Genomic DNA, 19,940 nt, shown 5'->3' with positions numbered 1-19,940 from the left:
CCGTGTTGAGTGGGGTGCCGTGTTGAGTGGGGTGCTGGGGTGAGCGAGCTGGAGGAGCCCGAGGCGCGGCCCGTCCGGGTGCTGCTGGTGGACGATCAGGAGCTGGTCCGGGCGGGCTTCACGATGGTGCTGGACGCCCAGCCCGACATCGAGGTGGTGGGCGAGGCGGGCGATGGGGCGCAGGCCCTGGAGCGGTTGCGCACGGCCGCGGCCGACGTCGTCCTGATGGACGTGCGGATGCCGCGGATGGACGGGATCGAGGCCACCCGCCGGATCACCGCCGCGGGCGGCGGGCCGAAGGTGATCATCCTGACCACCTTCGACCTGGACGAGTACGCCTTCGCCGCGATCAAGGCGGGTGCGGGCGGGTTCCTGCTCAAGGACGCGGGCCCGGCGCAGCTGATCGAGGCGATCCGGGCGGTGCACTCGGGGGACGCGGTGGTGGCGCCGAGCACCACGCGGCGGCTGCTCGACCGGTTCGCGGTGCACCTGCCGGACGCCGAGCGGCGGGCGAGCGGGGCGCTGGAGTCGCTGACCGGCCGGGAGGGCGAGGTGCTGCGGCTGGTGGCGCGCGGGATGTCCAACGCCGAGATCGCCGAGCGGCTGTACGTCTCGGAGGCGACGGTCAAGACGCACATGGGCCGGATCCTGATGAAGCTGAACCTGCGCGACCGGGTCCAGGCGGTGGTTTTCGCATATGAGACGGGTCTGGTCAAGAGCGGGCAAATCGGTGACTGAGAGTCACGTAAACATTACGCTGGGATGACTGTTTCCTTTCGAAGCCTGGTTTTCCTTGGTGTTACCCAGTAGTAGTTGGCTAACTACCGTACGTGACGCCGTCCAACGGGGGGCGGCGGAGCGCGCATGTGAAATGCAGGCAGGGCCCTTTCGGCCCCTACGTACGGGAGGATTCCACGTGCTGAAGAAGCTCGCGGCGACCGGCATTCTCGGCTTCGCCGTCTCTGGCGCGATCATGGTGGCTGCGGCCCCGGCGAACGCCGACGCCTACGGCGGCGGCCACGGCCACCACGGCGGCGGGGGCCACGCCCACAGCGTCCCGAAGAACCTGACCGCCGGTAACCACGGGATCCTGAACGGCACCCAGGTCCCGGTCAACGCCAACATCCCGGTCACCGTGTGCGGCGTCTCCGCCAACGTCATCACGCTCCTGTCGCAGTCGGGCGCGGGTTGCAAGGGCAACGACCAGCTGGTCCTGCAGGACTGACGCAAGCCCCACCGGAGAGCATCGAAGAGCGCTGGAGATTCCGGGTCTCCAGCGCTCTTCGCATCTCCGGCGCCCCTGCGCCCGGGTGGCGCGCGGGGTCGTTCACGACGGTGACGGACGCGTACGACTCAGGTCGTACGGGAGCGCCCGCACCCGCTCCCGATGCTGACGCGAACCGTGGCCGCGCGATCGATGGCACGGAGGCCGCCGCTTCCTAGCGTGGTCACGGTCGTCATCGAACGCCGCGCAGCGACGCGGATCTCAGCGAAGGAGCCACCGTGACCAGTACGTTCACCAGCCATGCCGGAGGCGGGCCGGGCGCCGGCGCGGCACCTCCGGCCGTGTCGGCCACCGAGGTGTCCAAGGTGTACGGGAGCGGCGACGCGGCGGTGCACGCGCTGCGCGGCGTCACGGTCGGCTTCGCGAGCGGCGCGTTCACCGCGATCATGGGCCCGTCCGGGTCCGGGAAGTCCACGCTGATGCACTGCCTGGCCGGGCTCGACACCGTCGGCGGCGGCCGGGTGACGCTGGGCGACGTGGAGATCACCGGGATGAGCGACCGGCGGCTGACGCTGCTGCGCCGCGACCGGGTCGGGTTCGTCTTCCAGGCGTTCAACCTGCTGCCCACGCTGACCGCCGAGCAGAACATCCTGCTCCCGCTCCAGCTGGCCGGGCGCAGCCCGGACCGCGCGTGGTTCGACCGGGTGGTGGAGGTGGTGGGGCTGCGGGACCGGCTCGGCCACCGTCCCAGCGAGCTGTCGGGCGGGCAGCAGCAGCGGGTCGCCTGCGCCCGGGCGCTGGTCGCCCGGCCTGAGGTGATCTTCGCGGACGAGCCGACCGGGAACCTGGACTCCGCCTCCGGCGCCGAGGTGCTGGGCTTCCTGCGCACCTCGGTGCGGGAGATGGGCCAGACCATCGTGATGGTCACCCACGACCCGGCGGCCGCCTCGTACGCCGACCGGGTGGTGTTCCTGCGCGACGGGACGATCGTCACCGAGCTGTACCGGCCGACCCCCGACACCGTCCTCGACCGGCTCAAGAGCCTGGGCGGCTGAGCGATGCTGAAGACGACACTGGCGGGCCTGCGCGCCCACAAGCTGCGGCTGCTGCTCACCGCGGTCGCGATCACCCTCGGCGTCGGGTTCATCGGCGGGACGTTCGTCCTCACCGACGCCATGGACGGCGGCGTGCAGAAGACCTTCGCCCGTTCCGCCGGCAAGGTGGACGTCGCGGTGCTGCCCGCCGAGGACTCCGGCAAGGGCCTGCCCGCCGACATGCTCGCCCGGATCCGCGCGGTGCCCGGCGTGGTGGAGGCGCAGGGCCAGGTCCGCGGCGACGCGGCGCTGCTCGGCCGGGACGGCAAGGCGGTCGGCGACCTCCCGACGGTCGGGCTCTCGATCGCCGGCGGCCGGATGCCGCGGTACGAGTTCGACCAGGGCCGGGCGCCGAAGGGGCCGGGCGAGGCCGTCCTGGACGCGCGGGTGGCGTCCCGGGCGAAGTTCCGGGTCGGTGACACGATCACCGTGCTGGACCAGCGGAAGGCCCCGCACCCGTTCAAAGTCGTCGGCCTGGTCGGCGTCGGCCTCGACCCCGACGCCGCCTTCCGCGGGGTGGTCGGCTTCGCCCCGGCCACCGCGGCCCGGATGACCGGCGAGCGGACGTTCGAGGAGATCGACGTGGCCGGCGCGGACCGTGCCGCGATCGCGGCCGCCGCCGGGCGGGGCGACCACCGGGTGCTGGCGGGCGCGCAGCTGGCCGACGAGCTGGCCAGGGCGGCGGGCGCCGACACGGAGGTCATCCGTACCGGGCTGCTGCTGTTCGGCCTGGTCGCGGTGCTGGTCTCGGCACTGGTCATCTACAACACCTTCACCATCCTGATCGCGCAGCGGATGCGCGAGATGGCGCTGCTGCGCTGCGTCGGCGCCACCCGCCGGCAGATCTTCGGGGGCGTCCTGGCCGAGTCCGCGGTGGTCGGGCTGGTCGGCTCGCTGCTCGGGCTGGCCGCCGGGGTGGGGCTGGGCGCCGGGGCGCTGGCGCTGCTCGGCGGGCGCGGCATCGCGGGCCCGGCCGGACCGAAGCTGTCGGCGAGCGATGTGACGCTGGCGCCCCGCACGGTGCTGGTCGGCCTGGCCGTCGGCGTGGTGGTCACCGTGCTGGCGGCGCTGCTCCCGGCGCGCGGCGCGACCCGGGTCGCGCCGGTCGTCGCGCTCCGCTCCGACCTGGAGCCGGGCACCGCCCGCTTCCGGCTCGGCTGGGCGCGCACCGCTTTCACGGTGCTGTTCGCCGTGGCGGGCGGCGCGGTCTGCGTGCTCGGGTCGATGGTCATGGACAAGGGCGAGACGGCGATGTTCGTGGTCGCGGCGGGGGGCGCCCTGGTGTTCCTCGCGGTGATCGCCGTGATGCCCGCCCTGATCCGCCCGCTGGGCCGGGTCGTGGGCGCGCTGCCGGGCCGGGCGGCGGGCGTGCCCGGACGGCTCGCGGTGGAGAACGCCCGCCGCGCGCCGCGGCGCACCGCCACCACGACGATCGCGCTGACCATCGGGGTCGGCCTGATGACCCTGTTCGCGGTGATCGCCGCCAGCGGCAAGGCCACCTCCACGCAGCAGCTGGACAGGCAGTTCCCGATGGACTTCGCGATCCAGGGCCAGTACGGCGACGGCGGCCAGAAGGTGCCGGCGGCGCTGAGCCAGAGCCTGCGGGCGCGTTCCGAGTTCGGCGCGATCGTCGAGCTGCGGCGGGGGGACGCCGACATCGGCGGACGGGAGGCCAGGGTCGCCACGGTCACCCAGTCGGCGTTCGGCGGCGTCATCCGGCCCGAGTTCCGCAGCGGCTCGCTCGGCGGCCTGCGTCCCGGCGCCGCGATCGTGGACGAGGAGACCGCGGAGTCCCGGAACCTCCGGACCGGGCAGACCATGACCGTCCAGGGGCTGCGGGAGGAGACGGCGGGGGACGGCGGCGAGGCCCCCGCGGGCCGGCGGTCCCCGGCGGGGCAGCCCCTGCGGGTGACGGTGGCCGGGATCTTCCGCGGTGACGTCCCGATCCGCGGCCTGGTGCTGACCGAGGCGGACTTCGGCCGGGTGTACGGCGCCACCGACCCGTCCCAGATCTTCGTCAAGGCCGCCGCCGGGGTGCCCGCGGAACGGGCCCGCGCCGCCGTCGAGGCCGCCGCCAAGCCGTACCCGACGGCCAAGTTCAGCTCCGCCGCCGAGATCCGGGAGGAGTTCACCAAGGCCATCGACATGGTGCTGATGGTGTTCGGCGGGCTGCTGGGGCTGGCCATCGTGATCGCGCTGTTCGGCATCGCCAACACGCTGACGCTGTCGGTGGTGGAACGCACCCGCGAGTCCGCGCTGCTGCGGGCGCTGGGCCTCACCAAGCGGCAGCTGCGCCGGATGCTGTCGGTGGAGGCGCTGGTCATGGCCGTGATCGGGGCGCTGACCGGGGTGCTGCTCGGGGTCGTGTTCGGCTGGGCGTCGACCCGGGCGATGGGCGAGAGCGCGGTGTTCGCGCTGCCCTACCTGCAGATCGCCGGGTTCATGGTGCTGGCCGGGGTGGCGGGGATGCTCGCCGCGGTGCTGCCGGCCCGGCGCGCGGCGCGCACCTCGATCGTGGAGTCGCTGTCGTTCGACTGACCCGTCCTTCGACCGACCCGGTCTTCGGCCGGCCGGCCGGGAACTCCGCCCCACCGCCCGTACGGGATGAGCGGTGGGGCGGAGGCGTTGGCGGAGTAACTGTCCTCACTCCGCGTGACCAGCGCTACTCAGAGTTATCTCGTGCAGGTCAGGGCGCGCAACCCGTTTCCAGAAAGCGGGTATGAGTGTGGCGTCGGCACCGAGGCTTCCGTAACGTTCGGTAGCTGAACCCTCGCCGGGCCGTAAGTGTCCCCGCGGTGCCGTGCGGCCTCGGGCACGCCGGGTACGCTGGGGCGCGAACGTCCGGTACCTACCGAAGGACTGGAACGGATCTCATGGATCGACAGCGCATGCCCTCCTCCGGCACGCCCGAAAGCGACTCGGCGCCCCGTCCGGCGGACCGTCCCGCACGGCTGGCCGTGGGCGTCGTCGGCGCGGGACGCGTCGGCACGGCGCTCGGCGTCGCGCTGGCCCGCGCCGGCCACCGGGTGATCGCCGCCGCGGCGGTGTCGGAGCCCTCGCTGCGGCGGGCCGAGGAAAGGCTGCCGGAGGCCGCCCTGGGCACCCCGCAGGAGGTGGTGGCCGCCGCCGACCTGGTGCTGCTCACCGTCCCCGACGACGCCCTGCCCGACCTGGTCGCCGGGCTGGTGGCCACGGGCGTCCCGGTCACCGGCAAGCTGGTCGCGCACACCAGCGGCCGGTACGGCACCGGCGTCCTGGACCCGATCACCCGGGCTGGCGGGCTGCCGCTGGCCCTGCACCCGGTCATGACGTTCACCGGGCGGCCCGACGACGTGAACCGGCTGACCGGGATCTCCTTCGGCGTCACCGCGCCGGAGCCGCTGCGGCCGGTCGCCGAGGCGCTGGTGCTGGAGATGGGCGGGGAACCGTCCTGGATCGAGGAAGACCGCCGCGGGCTCTACCACGCCGCGCTGGCCGGCGGCGCGAACCACCTGGTCACGCTGGTGGTGGAGGCGATGGACCTGCTGAGCCGGGCCGGGGTCGCCGAGCCCGGGCGGATGCTCGGCCCGCTGCTGGGCGCCGCGCTCGACAACGCGCTGCGGCTCGGCATCGACGGTCTCACCGGCCCGGTCGCGCGCGGCGACGCCGGCACGGTCGCCGACCACGTCGGGGTGCTGGACGGAGTGTCGCCGGAGGGGCGTGCCGCGTACGTGGCGCTGGCCCGGCTGACCGCCGACCGCGCGCTGGCCGCCGGGATGCTCAAGCCCGAGGACGCCGAGCGGCTCCTCGAAGTGCTGGCGGATTGATCCGGATCGAGCGAGGAGGGCCGGTGGATCAGGCGAGTTCGGTAAGAGAGGAAGAGCCCGCGGTGGCGGAGGGGCCGGCGGGGGCCGCGCCGGCCGTCGCGCGGACCCGGGAGGAACTGGCCGCGGCCCGGTCCCGCGCCACCGGCACGCTGGCGCTGGTGCCGACCATGGGCGCGCTGCACGAGGGCCACCTGACGCTGATCCGCCGGGCGCGGGAGAGCGCGGACACGGTCGTGGTGAGCATCTTCGTCAACCCGCTCCAGTTCGGCCCGCACGAGGACTTCGACCGCTACCCGCGCACGTTCGCCGACGACCTGGCCGCGTGCGCGGCGGCGGGCGCCGATCTGGTCTTCGCGCCGGCCCGCGAGGTGATGTACCCGGCCGAGCCGCAGGTCACGATCCGTTCCGGGCCGATGGGCGAGGTGGTCGAGGGGGCCGCCCGGCCGGGCCACTTCGACGGGATGCTGACCGTGGTGATGAAGCTGCTCCAGCTGGTCCGGCCGGACGTGGCGTTCTTCGGCGAGAAGGACGCCCAGCAGCTGGCCATGATCCGCCGGATGGTCGCCGATCTGGACGTCCCGGTGCGGGTCGAGGGCGTGCCGACCGTCCGGGAGCCGGACGGCCTGGCCCTCTCCAGCCGCAACCGCTACCTGTCGGCCGCCGAGCGGCGTACCGCGCTGGCCCTCTCCGAGGCGCTGCGCGCGGGCGCGGACGCGGCCGAGGCGGGCGCCGAGGCGGTGCTGCGCGCCGCGCGGGCCGTGCTGGACCGGGTGGCGGACGCCGATCCGCCGCTGGAGCTGGACTACCTCGTCCTGGTCGACCCCGCGACGTTCACCGAGTTCGGTCCCGCCCGCACCGGCCCCGGCGTGCTCGCCGTGGCGGGCCGGGTCGGCGCCACCCACCTGATCGACAACATGCCGCTGCGTGTCGGTTCCCCCAAGGAGTCCTGATGTTCCGGACGATGTTCAAGTCGAAGATCCACCGTGCCACCGTCACCCAGGCCGACCTGCACTACGTGGGGTCGCTGACCATCGACCAGGACCTCATGGACGCCGCCGACCTGCTGCCCGGCGAGCAGGTGCAGGTGGTCGACATCGACAACGGCGCCCGGCTGGAGACCTACCTGATCGCGGGCGAGCGCGGCTCGGGCGTGATCGGCATCAACGGCGCCGCGGCCCGGCTGGTGCAGCCCGGCGATCTGGTGATCATCATCAGCTACGCGGCGATGACCGACGCGGAGGCGCGCGCCTTCACGCCCCGGGTGGTGCACGTGGACCGGTCGAACGCGATCGTCTCGCTGGGCGACGACCCGGCCGAGCCCGTTCCCGGCTCGGCCGGGCTGCGCGGCGACCTGGTCCGCTGACCCCGGTGGGCGCCCTTCTCAGGGGTTAATGTCACAATGACGAGAACCGACCCCCTGAGGAGGGCGTCATGACCCCTCGGCCTCTCTCCGCCCCCGCCCCCGGCTGGACCGTCAGCTCCGACATCGTGCTGATCGGCTCCGGCATCGCCGGACTCGTGGCGGCACTGCGCTGCCGTTCCCATGGCCGGGTCCTGCTCGTCACCAAGGCACTGCTGGACGAGGGCTCCACCCGGTGGGCGCAGGGCGGCATCGCGGCGGCGCTGGCGCCCGACGACAGCCCCGCCGACCACCTCGCCGACACGCTGGCCGCCGGCGTCGGGCTGTGCGACGAGGACGCGGTGCGCACCCTGGTGACCGAGGGGCCGGCGGCCGTCCGGCGGCTGATCGAGCTCGGCGCGGAGTTCGACCGCGCCGACGGCGGGGACATCGCGCTGACCCGGGAGGGCGGCCACCACCGGCGGCGCATCGCGCACGCCGGCGGCGACGCCACCGGCGCCGAGATCAGCCGCGCCCTGCTCGCCGCCCTCAAACAGGCGAACATCGAGGTGATCGAGAACGCGCTCGTCCTGGACCTGGTCGAGGACGACTCCGGCCGCGCGGCCGGGGTGACGCTGCACGTGATGGGCGAGGGCCAGCCCGGCGGGGTCGGCGCCGTGCGGGCGCGGGCGGTGGTGCTGGCCACGGGCGGGCTCGGCCAGGCGTTCTCCGCCACCACCAACCCCGAAGTGTCCACCGGCGACGGCGTGGCGCTGGCGCTGCGCGCAGGCGCGGCCGTGACCGACCTGGAGTTCGTGCAGTTCCACCCGACCGTCCTCTGGCTGGGCGAGGGCGCGCGCGGGCAGCAGCCGCTGATCTCCGAGGCGGTGCGCGGCGAGGGCGCCCACCTGGTCGACCACGCGGGCGAGCGGTTCATGCTCGGCCGGCACGAGCTGGCGGAACTGGCGCCGCGCGACGTCGTGGCCAAGGGGATCATGAACCGGATGCGCGAGACCGGCGCGTCCCACATGCTGCTGGACGGCCGGCACCTGGGCGCCCGCATGTGGGAGCACCGCTTCCCGACGATCCTGGCGGCCTGCCGGCACCACGGGATCGATCCGGTGACGGAGCGGATCCCGATCGTCCCGGCGGCCCACTACTCGAGCGGCGGCGTCCGCACCGACCTGTCCGGCCGCACGTCGGTGCCGGGCCTGTACGCGTGCGGCGAGGTCGCCTGCACGGGCGTGCACGGCGCGAACCGGCTGGCGTCCAACTCGCTGCTCGAAGGGCTCGTCTTCGCCGAGCGCATCGCCGCCGCGCTGCCCGCCGACCTGGCCGCCGCGCCCCGTCCGGGAACGTTCCGGGCGCTTCCGGGGGGCGGGCTGATCGACCCGCGGGCGCGCGGCGACATCCAGCGGATCATGTCCGCGCACGCCGGGGTGCTCCGCGACGCCGCGGGCCTGGCCGCCGCCGACCGCGAGCTGCGCGCCCTGGCCGCCACCGACGCGGTGGAGCCGGGCGTGGACGCCTGGGAGGCGACCAACCTGCACGCGGTCGCGACCGCGATCGTCGCTGCCGCGCGCCGCCGCGAGGAGACCCGCGGCAGCCACTGGCGCGAGGACTTCCCCGACCGCAACGACGCCGCCTGGGCCGGCCACCTGGTCACCCGGGCGGCCGGCGGGACGTTCACGACCACTTACGAAGGGACCTCATCATGACGCCGGAGCTGGAGGGACGGCTGCGCGAGGCCGGGCTCGATCCACAGGCTGTGGAGAACCTGGTGCGGACGGCGCTGGCCGAGGACGGCGCGGTCGACGTCACCAGCGAGCCGATCTTCCCGCCGGACGCCGTCGCGAGCGGCGACTTCACCGCCCGCCAGGACGGGGTGGTCGCCGGCGTCCCGGTCGCCGGGGCCGTCTTCGAACTGCTGGAGATCGACCACGCGGCCAAGGTCTCCGACGGCGACCCGGTGACCGCCGGGCAGGTGCTCCTGACCGTCGCCGGGCCGACCCGCGCCGTGCTGCGCGCCGAGCGCACCGCGCTCAACCTGCTCACCCACCTGTCCGGAATCGCCACCGAGACCCGGCGCTGGGTCGACGCGGTCCAGGGCACCGGGGCCAGAGTCCGCGACACCCGCAAGACGCTGCCAGGGCTGCGCGCCCTGCAGAAGTACGCGGTGCGCTGCGGCGGCGGCGTCAACCACCGGATGGGCCTGCACGACGCCGCCCTGGTCAAGGACAACCACGTGGCGGCGGCCGGCTCGGTCACCCAGGCGTACCGGTCGATCCGCGCGATCTACCCGGCGCTGAGCGTCCAGGTCGAATGCGACACCCTCGACCAGGTGGACGAGGCGGTGGCGGTCGGCGCCGCCTCGATCCTGCTGGACAACATGAGCGACGCCGAGATGGCCGAGGCGGTCCGGCGCGTCGCGGGCCGGGCCGAACTGGAGGCCAGCGGCGGCCTGTCGTTGGACCGGGCCCGAGACGCGGCCGTGACCGGTGTGGACTACCTTGCAGTGGGCGCGCTCACGCACTCGGCGCGCGTGCTCGACATCGGCCTTGACTTCACCTGATCAGCGGGGACCTGATGCTGCTCACCATCGACGTCGGTAACACCAACACCGTCCTCGGCCTGTTCGAGGGCGAGGAGGTGATCGAGCACTGGCGGATCAACACCGATCCGCGGCGGACCGCCGACGAGATCGCGGTGGTCCTGCAGGGCCTGGTCCAGCAGAGCCCGCTGCTGGCCGAGACCGACATCAGCGGCATCGCGCTGTGCTCCACCGTCCCGTCCGTCCTGCACGAGATGCGGGAGATGTGCCGCCGCTACTACGGCGACGTGCCCGCGGTGATCGTCGAGCCGGGGGTCAAGACCGGCGTCCCGGTGCGGATGGACAACCCCAAGGAGGTCGGGGCGGACCGGATCGTGAACGCGCTGGCCGCGGCGCACCTGCACCCCGGCCCGGCGATCGTCGTCGACTTCGGCACCGCCACCACCTTCGACGCCGTCTCCGCCAGGGGCGAGTACGTGGGCGGCGCGATCGCGCCCGGCATCGAGATCTCGATCGACGCGCTGTCGATGCGCGGCGCCCAACTGCACAAGATCGAGCTGGTCCGCCCGCGGAACGTGATCGCCAAGAACACCGTCGAGGCCCTCCAGTCCGGCATCATCTTCGGATTCGCCGGACAGGTGGACGGCATCGTCGAACGGATGACGGAGGAGCTCACCGCCGAGCCCGAAGACGTGAACGTGATCGCGACCGGGGGCCTCGCGCCGCTCGTCCTGGAAGAGTCACGGAGCATCGACGTGTACGAGCCCTGGCTCACCCTCGTAGGCCTACGCCTGATCTACGAACGCAACACTGTGTAGCTTGTGGAGGGGCGACCCTCCACACCACCCGGCGGGGCGGGCGCACCCCTGCGCTCGCCCAGGGGCTCGCTCCAGGGCACACCCACCCCGGCAGGGGGTCAGCCCCCCCGCACCCCCCGGCAGGGGCTCCGCCCCCCACACCTCCTTGGGGCTACGCCCCTTGCCCCCAAGGGTGGCGGTCGGATTAATCGGTGGCGGTGGGTCGATAGCCTGGGGCGCGTGAGCGACGAGATCTACGACGAGCTCCCGGAGCAGATGCGCGTGCGCCGGGAGAAGCTCGACCGGCTCCGTGAAAGCGGAATCGACCCGTACCCGGTGACCTTCCCCCGCACGGCGACCATCGCCGAGGTGCGGGAGAAATACCCCGAGCTGGAGCCGGGCACCGAGACGGGCGAGAAAGCCGGCGTCACCGGTCGCGTCATGCTCGTCCGCAACACCGGCAAGCTGTGCTTCGCCACCATCCGCGACGGCGGCGGCGAGATCCAGGTCATGCTCTCGCTCGCCAAGGTCGGGCAGGAGCGGCTCGACTTCTGGAAGCGCGAGGTCGACCTCGGCGACCACGTCGGCGTCGAGGGCGAGATCATCACCTCCCGCCGCGGCGAGCTGTCGATCATGGCGGACGGGTTCGCGATCACCTCCAAGTGCCTGCGCCCGCTGCCGGAGAAGCACGCCGGGCTGACCGACCCGGAGGCGCGGGTCCGGCAGCGGTACGTGGACCTGATCGTCAACGACGAGGCCCGCGCCATGGCCCGGATCCGCAGCGCCACCGTCCGCGCCGTACGGGACTTCTGGCACGAGGAGGGCTACCTCGAGGTCGAGACCCCGATGCTCCAGCCGATCCACGGCGGGGCGGCGGCGCGGCCGTTCAAGACCCACATCAACGCCTACGGCATGGACCTGTACCTGCGGATCGCGATCGAGCTGTACCTCAAGCGGCTCGTCGTGGGCGGCATCGACAAGGTCTTCGAGATCAACCGCAACTTCCGCAACGAGGGCGCCGACTCCACCCACAACCCCGAGTTCACGATGGTCGAGGCCTACGGCACCTACCTCGACTACAACGACATGGCCGACCTGACCCAGCGGATGTACCAGAAGGCGGTCGTCGCCGCGCTGGGCACCACGGTCGTCGTCCACGAGGGCGAGGAGTACGACCTCGGGCTGCCCGAATGGCCGCGGATCACGCTGTACGGGGCGGTGTCGGAGGCGCTGGGCGAGGAGATCACCCCGCGCACGCCGCTGGAGGCCGTCCGGAAGCTGGCCGACTCCCGCGAGATCAAGTGGGATCCCAAGTGGGGGCAGGGCAAGCTCGTCCAGGAGATCTTCGAGGAGCTGGTGGAGCACACCCTCGTCCAGCCGACGTTCGTCATGGACTACCCGCTGGAGACCTCGCCGCTGACCCGGCAGCACCGGGACGAGCCGCTGCTCACCGAGAAGTGGGACCTGATCGGGTTCGGCACCGAGCTGGGCACCGCGTACTCCGAGCTGGTCGACCCGATCGAGCAGCGCCGCCGGCTGACCGAGCAGTCGCTGCTGGCCGCCGGGGGCGACCCCGAGGCGATGCAGCTGGACGAGGACTTCCTGCGGGCGCTGGAGTACGCGATGCCGCCGACCGGCGGGATGGGCGCCGGGATCGACCGGATGATCATGGCGTTCACCGGCAAGAACATCCGCGAGACCATCCTTTTCCCACTGGTCAAGCCGGAGTGATCCGCCGCCGGAGCGCGGAGAGCGCCCCTAGGGCGAGATCGTCGCGATAGGTGGTCCGGAACATCTGCCGGGGCGACTTCGCGCCCGGAGCGCCGTCTCAGCGCTCGCTGGTTCTCAGTGTGGGCGGCGGGCGCGTTCGTCATGGAACGCGCCCGCCGCCCGGAGCTCAGGTGGATTCCCGCTGCACCAGTTCGGGGGTCAGGATCACCTGCCGGTGCATGTGCGAGTCGCCCTCGCTCCACTCGGCCAGTGCCAGCTCCGCCGCCTCCTCCCCGACCGCCAGCCGGGGCTGGCGGATGGTGGTCAGCGGCACCGCCGAGCTGGCCGCCAGCTCGATGTCGTCGTAGCCGACCACGGCGATCTCGCCCGGCACCGACACCCCCAGCCGCAGCAGCTCGTTGATCAGGCCGATGGCCAGCAGGTCGTTGGCGCAGAAGACGCCCGTCGGCGTCGGCGACATCGCCAGCAGCCGCTGCGCGGCGGCCCGGCCCTCGGTCGGTGACAGCGCCCGCTGCGTCAGCGTGCGCAGCTCGCCGCCGCCCGCCTTCGCCAGCGTGCGCGCGGCGCCCTCGCCGCGCTCCACGACCGGCCGCGGCGCGGGCCCTCCGGTCACGAACGCCAGCCGTTCATGGCCGAGCGCCAGCAGATGCCCGGCGGCGATGTCACCGCCGGCCACATGGTCGACCTGCGCCGAGCAGACGTCCGGCCCGGCATGGTCGATCAGCACCACCGCCATGCCGGAGGAGGCGCGCAGCCGGTCGATGCCGGCCTGGTCGAGCCCCACCGGGACGACCAGCGCCCCGGCGGCCTGATGCTCCACCAGCATCTCCAGGTTGCGGCTCTCCTTGCCGGCGGAGTGGTCACTGCTGAGCCACAGCGCGTCGTGCCCCGCGTCGTTGAGCGTCAGCTCGGCGCCGCGGGCGACATCGGCCGCGTACGGGTTGGTGAGGTCCTCGACGACGATGCCGAACGCGCGCGGGCGCGGCGATCCCGCACGGCGATCAGAGGAGCGGCGCGGCCCCTGGCGGAGCCTGCGGGCCGACTCGTTCCGGACGAAGCCGAGCTCCTGGATCGCCGCGCGAACACGGTCACGGGTAGCTTCGGCCACGAGGTCTGGCCGGTTTAGGACATTCGAAACCGTCCCAACTGAAACTCCGGCGTGCCTCGCGACTTCGCGGATGCTGGTCTGTGGCAACTCTCTCCTCGTCGACACCGAGCTTGTTTTCGCAGGTTATCGAGTTTTCCGCAGTTCGCCCCCGCGCGGCTGCTCACGTTCGGTTCCTATACGGGTACACATAGTGCCTAACTGCCGCTTGACGGGCCGGATCCGGCCGCCTAGCGTTCCGAGCCGAAGCGTAGCTTGAAACGATTCACGATCTTCGTCCACGGCCGGGACGAAGGAGTCGGATGATCGAGCGAAAGGGGGCGGGTGGAGATGGCTGGCGATCAAGACCCGTCCCGGACAAGGCGCCCTCCTCCCAGGCGGGGTCGCCGTCCACGACGTCGTGGGCGCGTCCTTCGCACCCGGAGGTGCGTCCGCGTTCGGTTGGCCAACGAGTGCATCGTCACCTGGAGTTCCCCCATGGCGCCTGTCAATCGGCCCATCGGCCACCTCCGGCCAAGCGCGCGCTTCGAAGTGAGAATCGATGATCTCAGTCCGGAGGGTCCGGACCCGGCAACCAACGCGTACAGATCGAGGCCTACCCGTGCCTGTGTAGCGAACGGCTGCATCCCCGCGGTCATCACCACGGACGAGGGAGGACGGAGTGGAACAGGCCACACTCGCACGTCGTGGCATCGACGATCTGCGATTGAACGAGGAGGAGATCCGCCTGCTCGCGCAGATCGCCAGCGGTGTCACAGCCGATGTGGCGGCTCGCAAGCTCGAGCTGAGCGCCCGCACCCTGCGGCGCAGGCTTCGGACGATCTGCGATCGTCTCGAGGTCAACACCCCTATCGAGGCCGTTGTGTGGGCGGCCCGTAGGCAGCTCATCTAGGGTCACTCGGCCCGCCCCGGGCCGTAAGGCCCTCGCCCGTCAGGAGGAGGCGGGCGGTAGCAGGAAACGGCAGAGAAGAAGACGAACTCCGTCCTTCCCCGTTGCGGCGACGCCGCCCCCTGGCAGGTAGGTCCCTGCGAGGCGTCGCCGCGGACGTTGTTCCCGACCCCCTGGCTAAGGCCCCCCGCCAAACACCTTCCCAGGCGTGACGCCCGGTTCGGGCACGCTTTCAAGGCAGATCCGTCTTTCAAGGCCGGTCCGTCTGGGAGGGGATCAGGCGACCCGTACCGCGCCGGCGAACGGCCGCCCCCCGATCGGCGAGATCTTGACGACATCACCGGTCTGCGGTGCGTGCAGCATCTTCCCGCCGCCCACGTACATGCCCATGTGGTGCAGGTCGGAGTAGAAGAAGACCAGGTCGCCCGGCTGCATCTCGCCGCGTGAGATGTGCGTGCCCGCGTTCCACTGGCTGCCGGTGTAGTGGGGGAGGTTGATCCCGACCTGCTTGTAGGCCCACATCGTCAGGCCGGAGCAGTCGAAGGTGGACGGGCCCGCGGCGCCCCATACGTAGGGGCGCCCCATCTTGGACATCGCCAGCCGCAGCGCCTGGGCCGCCTTGCCGGTGCCGACGACGGGCAGCTTGCCCAGCTGCGTCGGATCCTTCTTGACGAGCCTGCCGCGGACCTTCTCGTAGGTGCCGGTGACCTTCTTGCGCTGCGCGTCCAGTTGCCCGCGCAGCTTGTCGACCTGCGCCGAGCGCTCCTCGGCGGACTTGCGGGCGCGCTGGGCTGCCTGCATGGCCTGCATCATGTTCGCGACGCGGGTGCCGTCCTGGGCGGCGAAGTAGCGCAGGGTCGCGGCCTGGTCGAGCATGGCCTGCGGGTCCTGGGCGGCGACGAAGGAGAGGGCCGGGTCGGTGCCGCCCTGCATGTAGCTGGTGGCGGCGAGGCTGCCGAGCTTCTCGCGGACGCCCTGCAGCGTCTTCTCCTGCCGTGCCGCGTTGTCGGCGGCGACCTTGGCGGCGCGCTGCGACTGCTGCAGCTTGACCTTCAGGCCGTTGTACTGCTCGGTGAGCTGTTCGAGCTGATCGGCGAGCTTGTGCGCCTGGGTCTGCAGCTCTTTGGCGGACGGCTCCGGATCGGCGTGCGCGGTGCCGGGGGAGGCCAGGACGGCGGCCGCGGCGAATCCGCCGGCCAGCATGCCGGCCGGCGTTCCGGCCCGGAATCGGACGGCCGGTTCGCGGCGTGAAAAGGAACCAGGGCGCGAGCGCTCCACCAATTCTCCTCTCCTGATCCGCCTACCGAGTTAGCTGACGGGTTCGGGCCGGAGCAGCCCGTCCGCGGCGATGCGGATTGACCCCTGTCGGCTTGGGTCCCCGGGACTGCGGCGCCCCGCGACCCGACCGATGGATGGGTCCTCGGTTCCGTGGGGCGCTGGCCGCGGCCCGCGGACTCGGCGGTTCGGCCGCCGCTGTCCGGGTGGTCGTCCCGGCTGATCGATCGCGGCGGCGGATGTCAGCGCAGGAGACTAACGGAACCGGGGTGGCGTGCCAACCGGAAGTGACGAAAACTCATGCGGCGCACCATGATCCGAGTGGAATGCCCAGCTTTGTCCAACATTTGGGATGGGCTTTGCATCACCCGTACCCGACCGATCGGGATGTTCCGGACAGCCACCCCCTTCGTTCGAACGAGTGCCGGCGGTCCGATAGCGTCGCCTGTTTGTGGAAGTCGTGATCAGACGTGCCCGTACCGCCGACGTCCAGGACATCAGCCGGCTCGTCGGCCTGTACGCGGGATCGGGGCGGCGGCTGCTCAAGAAGTCCACCGTGAAGCTCTATGAGGACGTACAGGAGTTCTGGGTCGCCGAAGACCTTCAGGCGCCTTCTGGGACGGGAATCCGCGCGGCGGCGCCGGCCCATCCGGAACGTCCGGAACGCGCCGGAGCCGAAGCCGTGAACCGTTCCGGCCGGATCATGGGATGCGGCGCCCTGCATGTCATGTGGGAAGACCTCGCGGAAGTCCGCTCGGTCGCGGTCGACCCGGGTTACGGGGGGCGGGGGATCGGTCACCGGATCGTGAGCCGGTTGCTCGAGACCGCCAGGGAACTGGGTGTGCGAAGGGTGTTCTGTCTTACCTTCGAGGTGGAGTTCTTCGAGCGGCACGGCTTCCGTCCGATCCTCGGGACTCCCGTTTCGCCAGAGGTGTACGAAGAACTCCTGCGTTCCTACGACGAAGGCGTGGCAGAGTTCCTGGACCTCGACCGGGTCAAGCCGAATACCTTGGGCAATACCCGGATGTTGCTTCGCCTGGAGGACTGACCGATGAGTAGATCCCCCCGCCGCGGCAGGCACCAGCCGCCGCCGCAGGGCCCGCCGCCGCAGGGACAGGGACAGGGCTCCTATGGCCCTCCGCCTCCCTACCAAGGTTCCCAGTGGCAGCAACCCCAGCAACCGCCAGCGCAGCAGTGGCAGAACCAGGGGCAATGGCAGAACCAGGCGCCGCCGCCCCAGCAGGGCTGGCAGCAGCCGCCCGTCCAGGACCAGGGGTACGACCAGGGGTACGACCAGGGCTACTACGGCGGCGAGGACGACATCGCCGAGGCGGCCAGCCTGCCGCTGGCCCCCATTTACCGGCGCGCGGCCGCCCGCCTGCTCGACAACGCGCTGGTCGCGGTGTTCGGGTTCGCCCTCGTCCTGCCCGTCGTCATCGGCACGATCGGCCTGGGCAGCGAGGGCAACAAGACCGACACCGAGGGCGGCATCTGGAACTGGCCCATCATCTTCACGCTTTTCGCCGTCCTGTCGGTGCTGCCCTTCATCTACGAGGCGGTGCAGCTCTCCCTGTGGGGGCGCACGCTCGGCAAGCGGATGATGCATCTCGGGGTCGTCCAGGTGCGTCCCGCAGGTGACGCGCTGACCACGACCCAGGCGGTGTGGCGCGCGGGCGTCATCCACGTGGGCTACCAGATCGGTGTCTTCTTCTTCCTGGTCCTCGCCGTGATGGTGTGGGACTACCTGGCGTACGGGTTGCTCCTGGTGTGGTTCGGGGCCCTGATGGCCTACCTGTGGGCGATCTGGGACCAGCCCCTGCACCAGTCCCTGCACGACCGGTTCGCGGGCACGCTCGTCATCGACGAGCGGGTCGAGGAGGGCGACTCCGGCCACGGCGACTCCGGCTACGGCGACACCGCCGAGTACTCCGGATACGGGGAGTAAGGCCGGAGATGGCGGCGGATCAGGCACCGAACGCCGACCCGCTCCCTGAAGAGGGGCCTCCGTCCGGGACGTCCGAGCCGGCGTCCTCGGAGGCCCCTTCCGGGCTGGCCGAGCCGGGGCAGCGGCTGCTCGCCCGGATCGTGGACACCCTCGTGGTCGGCCTGCCCGTCGTGGTGGTGGTGCGCGAGGTGGTGCCGGCGGCGGACGCCGACATCGTCGCGCCCCCCGCCGTGGCCGGATTCCTGCTGCTGTACGAGTGGGTCCAGCTTGCCCTGTGGGGACGTACGCTCGGCAAACGGTTCGCTGGCATCGAGGTCGTGCGCCAAACGGCCTCAGCGGGCCTCTCAGCGGCTCCAGAGGGGGCCTTGGGACGTCCAGGGGCCCCATCGCAGTCCCTCGAAGCCGTGGCCGAGCCCCAGCAGGAAGGCAAATCGGAGCCGGCCGCGAGCCCTGATGAGCACGCGCCGGAAGGCGCTCCTACGGCATCCCTAACAGACGGGACCCTTCAGCAGGAACCCGTTCAGAAGCCCCTGCCGCTAGGGGTGACACGTTCCTTGCTGCGGTCGGCCGCCTATGCCCTTCCTATTGCCGCTCGGCCGGTACCGGTGTTCGGTCTCATCGCCGGTCTCTTCTGGGTGGGGAACGCCGCTCTGATGTACGAGGGGCTACGCCGACAGGCGTTGCATGACCGGCTTGCGGCCACCATCGTCGTGAAGCGCGGCTCCGCCTGAGCGACCTTCCAGAAGCCACAAGCCGCGCCGGGTCATGTGTGACACCATTGAGGGCTTATCCGCTGTTATCGGTATGCAGTAGAGTCCACCGCGCCGTAGTCGCCTACGGAGCACTTCCAAGCCGAGCCCCCGCCACGGCAACGGATTTCGCCGACCACGTCCCCGCCGGTATCCATGAACATCCCCGGGTGGCGGGGCGTGATCAGGTCGCCGTGCGGGTGTCCTGGCTTGCCGTGCATTCCCCCGCGACGGTGCGGTTAGTGCCGTTACGTCAGGGTTAATCGATGGCTGCGGGGTGGGTGTTGCCTCCCCGGTTAAGGTGGTGGCCGCTTCATTTCTTCGCCCCCGGACCCCTCCGGGGAAAGCCCGCGGGCCCGGGAAACCGGGCCAATGCATGATCGACCGCGCTGGGCGGGGCGGGCGGGGGTGATCCCCGTCACCCCCGAAATCCCGGCCCGGACCGGGTGGCCGGACAAAAACATACAGCCCGCCACACCGGGTGGACCGGCGGTGGCGGGCCGTCGCGTATCGCCCCTTGCCGCCGCGTATCACCCGCACGGCCGATTCGGCGACCGGCGATTACGAAGAGTTACCGGGGGGGAAGGGGGACTTCACGCGAGTGTTGAATTGTCATCGGCAACCATCGCGGTATATCTTTGTCAACCGAATGCAGTTTGCTCCAGCTGAAAGGTCTGTCCCCATGGCACAGAAGGTTCAGGTGCTTCTCGTCGACGACCTCGACGGTGGCGAGGCGGACGAGACCGTAGCGTTCTCGATCGACGGCGCCTCGTACGAGATCGACCTCAGTAGCGCCAACGCAAAGAAGCTGCGGGATTCTCTGCAGCAGTTCGTCGAGAAGTCCCGTAAGGCGGGCGCCACCACTCGCCGCCGCCGTCAGCGCGGCGCCTCCAGCCGTGAGCGCAGCGCCGAGATCCGTGCCTGGGCCAAGGACCACGGCATCAAGGTCAATGAGCGCGGCCGCATCCCGGCGAATGTGATCGAGAAGTACGAGGCCGCCCACTGAGACGCCTCGCCCGCGACGGCCCGTCTCCCATCGTGAGACGGGCCGTTCGCTTGTGGCGTAGCGATCCGCGGGTTGTATACGGCATCTTGCCGGTAGACAGGGTTCAATCGGCCATCGCGCCGGCCGCCGTGCACGAGTCATGATCCACCTGCCGAAAGGCGACGTTCGCTTGCGGCGTAGCGGGAACATGGCGGGACCGCACGGTAGTTGGATGAGACTGAACAGCGCTTAGCTGGGGAACGTCTCCCGGTGGGAGTGCACCGGGCGGCCTCCTCGGGGCGGGCTAGATTGATTGGTGCCAGCACCTGCGGAAGGACAGGTTCGGACATCCCGGACTCTGACCAACCGCTCTGTGAGGAGCGACGAGATGTTCGAGAGGTTCACCGACCGCGCGCGGCGGGTTGTCGTTCTGGCTCAGGAAGAGGCCA

The 19,940-nt window shown here is 71.5% G+C and carries 16 protein-coding genes, 2 pseudogenes and 1 riboswitch; of the genes and pseudogenes, 16 read left to right on the top strand and 2 right to left on the bottom strand.

Translation table 11 applies throughout. The annotated features are described in order from the left end of the window. The first annotated feature begins 48 nt into the window (after positions 1 to 48). The 10 genes and pseudogenes from ABD340_RS05910 to lysX all read left to right on the top strand — a co-directional run bounded on the left by ABD340_RS05910 (position 49) and on the right by lysX (position 12,543). On the top strand, positions 49 to 738 hold the full coding sequence (locus tag ABD340_RS05910; RefSeq protein ID WP_344587620.1) for a response regulator: 690 nt from the start codon (positions 49 to 51) through the stop codon (positions 736 to 738). Positions 739 to 916: 178 nt separating this feature from the next. Continuing rightward, positions 917 to 1,225 carry a chaplin family protein gene (locus ABD340_RS05905; RefSeq protein WP_344587479.1) on the top strand — a complete coding sequence of 103 codons (309 nt, stop codon included), beginning with the start codon at positions 917 to 919 and terminating at the stop codon, positions 1,223 to 1,225. A gap of 278 nt (positions 1,226 to 1,503) precedes the next feature. Further along, a complete protein-coding gene (locus ABD340_RS05900) occupies positions 1,504 to 2,280 on the top strand; it encodes an ABC transporter ATP-binding protein (RefSeq protein WP_344587478.1) in 777 nt (258 codons plus the stop codon). Between the two features lie 3 nt (positions 2,281 to 2,283). After that, the gene (locus ABD340_RS05895; protein ID WP_344587476.1) at positions 2,284 to 4,857 is read left to right on the top strand and encodes an ABC transporter permease; all 2,574 of its coding nucleotides are present in this window, start codon (positions 2,284 to 2,286) and stop codon (positions 4,855 to 4,857) included. Between the two features lie 350 nt (positions 4,858 to 5,207). After that, positions 5,208 to 6,125: a Rossmann-like and DUF2520 domain-containing protein gene (locus ABD340_RS05890; protein ID WP_344587619.1), complete on the top strand. Its 918-nt coding sequence runs from the start codon at positions 5,208 to 5,210 to the stop codon at positions 6,123 to 6,125. 62 nt (positions 6,126 to 6,187) lie between these two features. Beyond that, entirely contained in the window at positions 6,188 to 7,075 is an 888-nt protein-coding gene (gene panC, locus ABD340_RS05885) for a pantoate--beta-alanine ligase (RefSeq protein WP_344587616.1), read from the top strand. After that, a complete protein-coding gene (gene panD / locus ABD340_RS05880; protein WP_344587475.1) occupies positions 7,075 to 7,488 on the top strand; it encodes an aspartate 1-decarboxylase in 414 nt (137 codons plus the stop codon). Before panC ends, panD begins: the two co-directional genes overlap by 1 nt. Positions 7,489 to 7,556: 68 nt before the next feature. Then, positions 7,557 to 10,036, top strand: a pseudogene (locus tag ABD340_RS05875) (L-aspartate oxidase). A gap of 14 nt (positions 10,037 to 10,050) precedes the next feature. Continuing rightward, positions 10,051 to 10,833 carry a type III pantothenate kinase gene (locus tag ABD340_RS05870; protein WP_344587474.1) on the top strand — a complete coding sequence of 261 codons (783 nt, stop codon included), beginning with the start codon at positions 10,051 to 10,053 and terminating at the stop codon, positions 10,831 to 10,833. Positions 10,834 to 11,052: 219 nt separating this feature from the next. Continuing rightward, positions 11,053 to 12,543: a bifunctional lysylphosphatidylglycerol synthetase/lysine--tRNA ligase LysX gene (gene lysX / locus ABD340_RS05865; protein ID WP_344587472.1), complete on the top strand. Its 1,491-nt coding sequence runs from the start codon at positions 11,053 to 11,055 to the stop codon at positions 12,541 to 12,543. Between the two features lie 166 nt (positions 12,544 to 12,709). Here lysX and ABD340_RS05860 read toward each other — a convergent pair whose 3' ends face one another. Further along, positions 12,710 to 13,756 (bottom strand): LacI family DNA-binding transcriptional regulator, encoded by a 1,047-nt coding sequence (locus ABD340_RS05860; RefSeq protein ID WP_344587470.1) that lies wholly within the window; start codon positions 13,754 to 13,756, stop codon positions 12,710 to 12,712. Between the two features lie 553 nt (positions 13,757 to 14,309). Here ABD340_RS05860 and ABD340_RS05855 point away from each other — a divergent pair. Further along, positions 14,310 to 14,540, top strand: coding sequence for a LuxR family transcriptional regulator (locus ABD340_RS05855; protein WP_344587469.1), 231 nt, complete (start codon positions 14,310 to 14,312; stop codon positions 14,538 to 14,540). 273 nt (positions 14,541 to 14,813) lie between these two features. Here ABD340_RS05855 and ABD340_RS05850 read toward each other — a convergent pair whose 3' ends face one another. Next, the gene (locus tag ABD340_RS05850) at positions 14,814 to 15,740 is read right to left on the bottom strand and encodes a C40 family peptidase (protein ID WP_344587466.1); all 927 of its coding nucleotides are present in this window, start codon (positions 15,738 to 15,740) and stop codon (positions 14,814 to 14,816) included. A gap of 78 nt (positions 15,741 to 15,818) precedes the next feature. Continuing rightward, a riboswitch (cyclic di-AMP (ydaO/yuaA leader) is annotated at positions 15,819 to 15,939 on the bottom strand. Between the two features lie 324 nt (positions 15,940 to 16,263). Between ABD340_RS05850 and ABD340_RS05845 the strand changes: the two genes are divergently transcribed. From ABD340_RS05845 to ABD340_RS47880, 5 genes and pseudogenes are all read left to right on the top strand, one after another. After that, complete coding sequence (locus ABD340_RS05845) at positions 16,264 to 16,860, top strand: amino-acid N-acetyltransferase (protein ID WP_344587465.1); 597 nt, start codon at positions 16,264 to 16,266, stop codon at positions 16,858 to 16,860. A gap of 3 nt (positions 16,861 to 16,863) precedes the next feature. Then, positions 16,864 to 17,757, top strand: a complete 894-nt coding sequence (locus tag ABD340_RS05840; protein ID WP_344587464.1) for an RDD family protein — start codon at positions 16,864 to 16,866, stop codon at positions 17,755 to 17,757. Between the two features lie 8 nt (positions 17,758 to 17,765). Then, positions 17,766 to 18,488, top strand: a complete 723-nt coding sequence (locus ABD340_RS05835; RefSeq protein ID WP_344587463.1) for an RDD family protein — start codon at positions 17,766 to 17,768, stop codon at positions 18,486 to 18,488. Positions 18,489 to 19,188: 700 nt separating this feature from the next. Further along, positions 19,189 to 19,512 (top strand): histone-like nucleoid-structuring protein Lsr2, encoded by a 324-nt coding sequence (locus ABD340_RS05830; protein ID WP_344587461.1) that lies wholly within the window; start codon positions 19,189 to 19,191, stop codon positions 19,510 to 19,512. A 367-nt stretch (positions 19,513 to 19,879) separates the two neighbouring features. Continuing rightward, a pseudogene (locus ABD340_RS47880) lies at positions 19,880 to 19,940 on the top strand (Clp protease N-terminal domain-containing protein); the annotation flags it as partial.

The sequence above is a fragment of the Actinomadura vinacea genome, assembly GCF_039532545.1.
Classification (GTDB): domain Bacteria; phylum Actinomycetota; class Actinomycetes; order Streptosporangiales; family Streptosporangiaceae; genus Spirillospora; species Spirillospora vinacea.
This window is presented reverse-complemented; position numbering and strand designations above follow the sequence as displayed.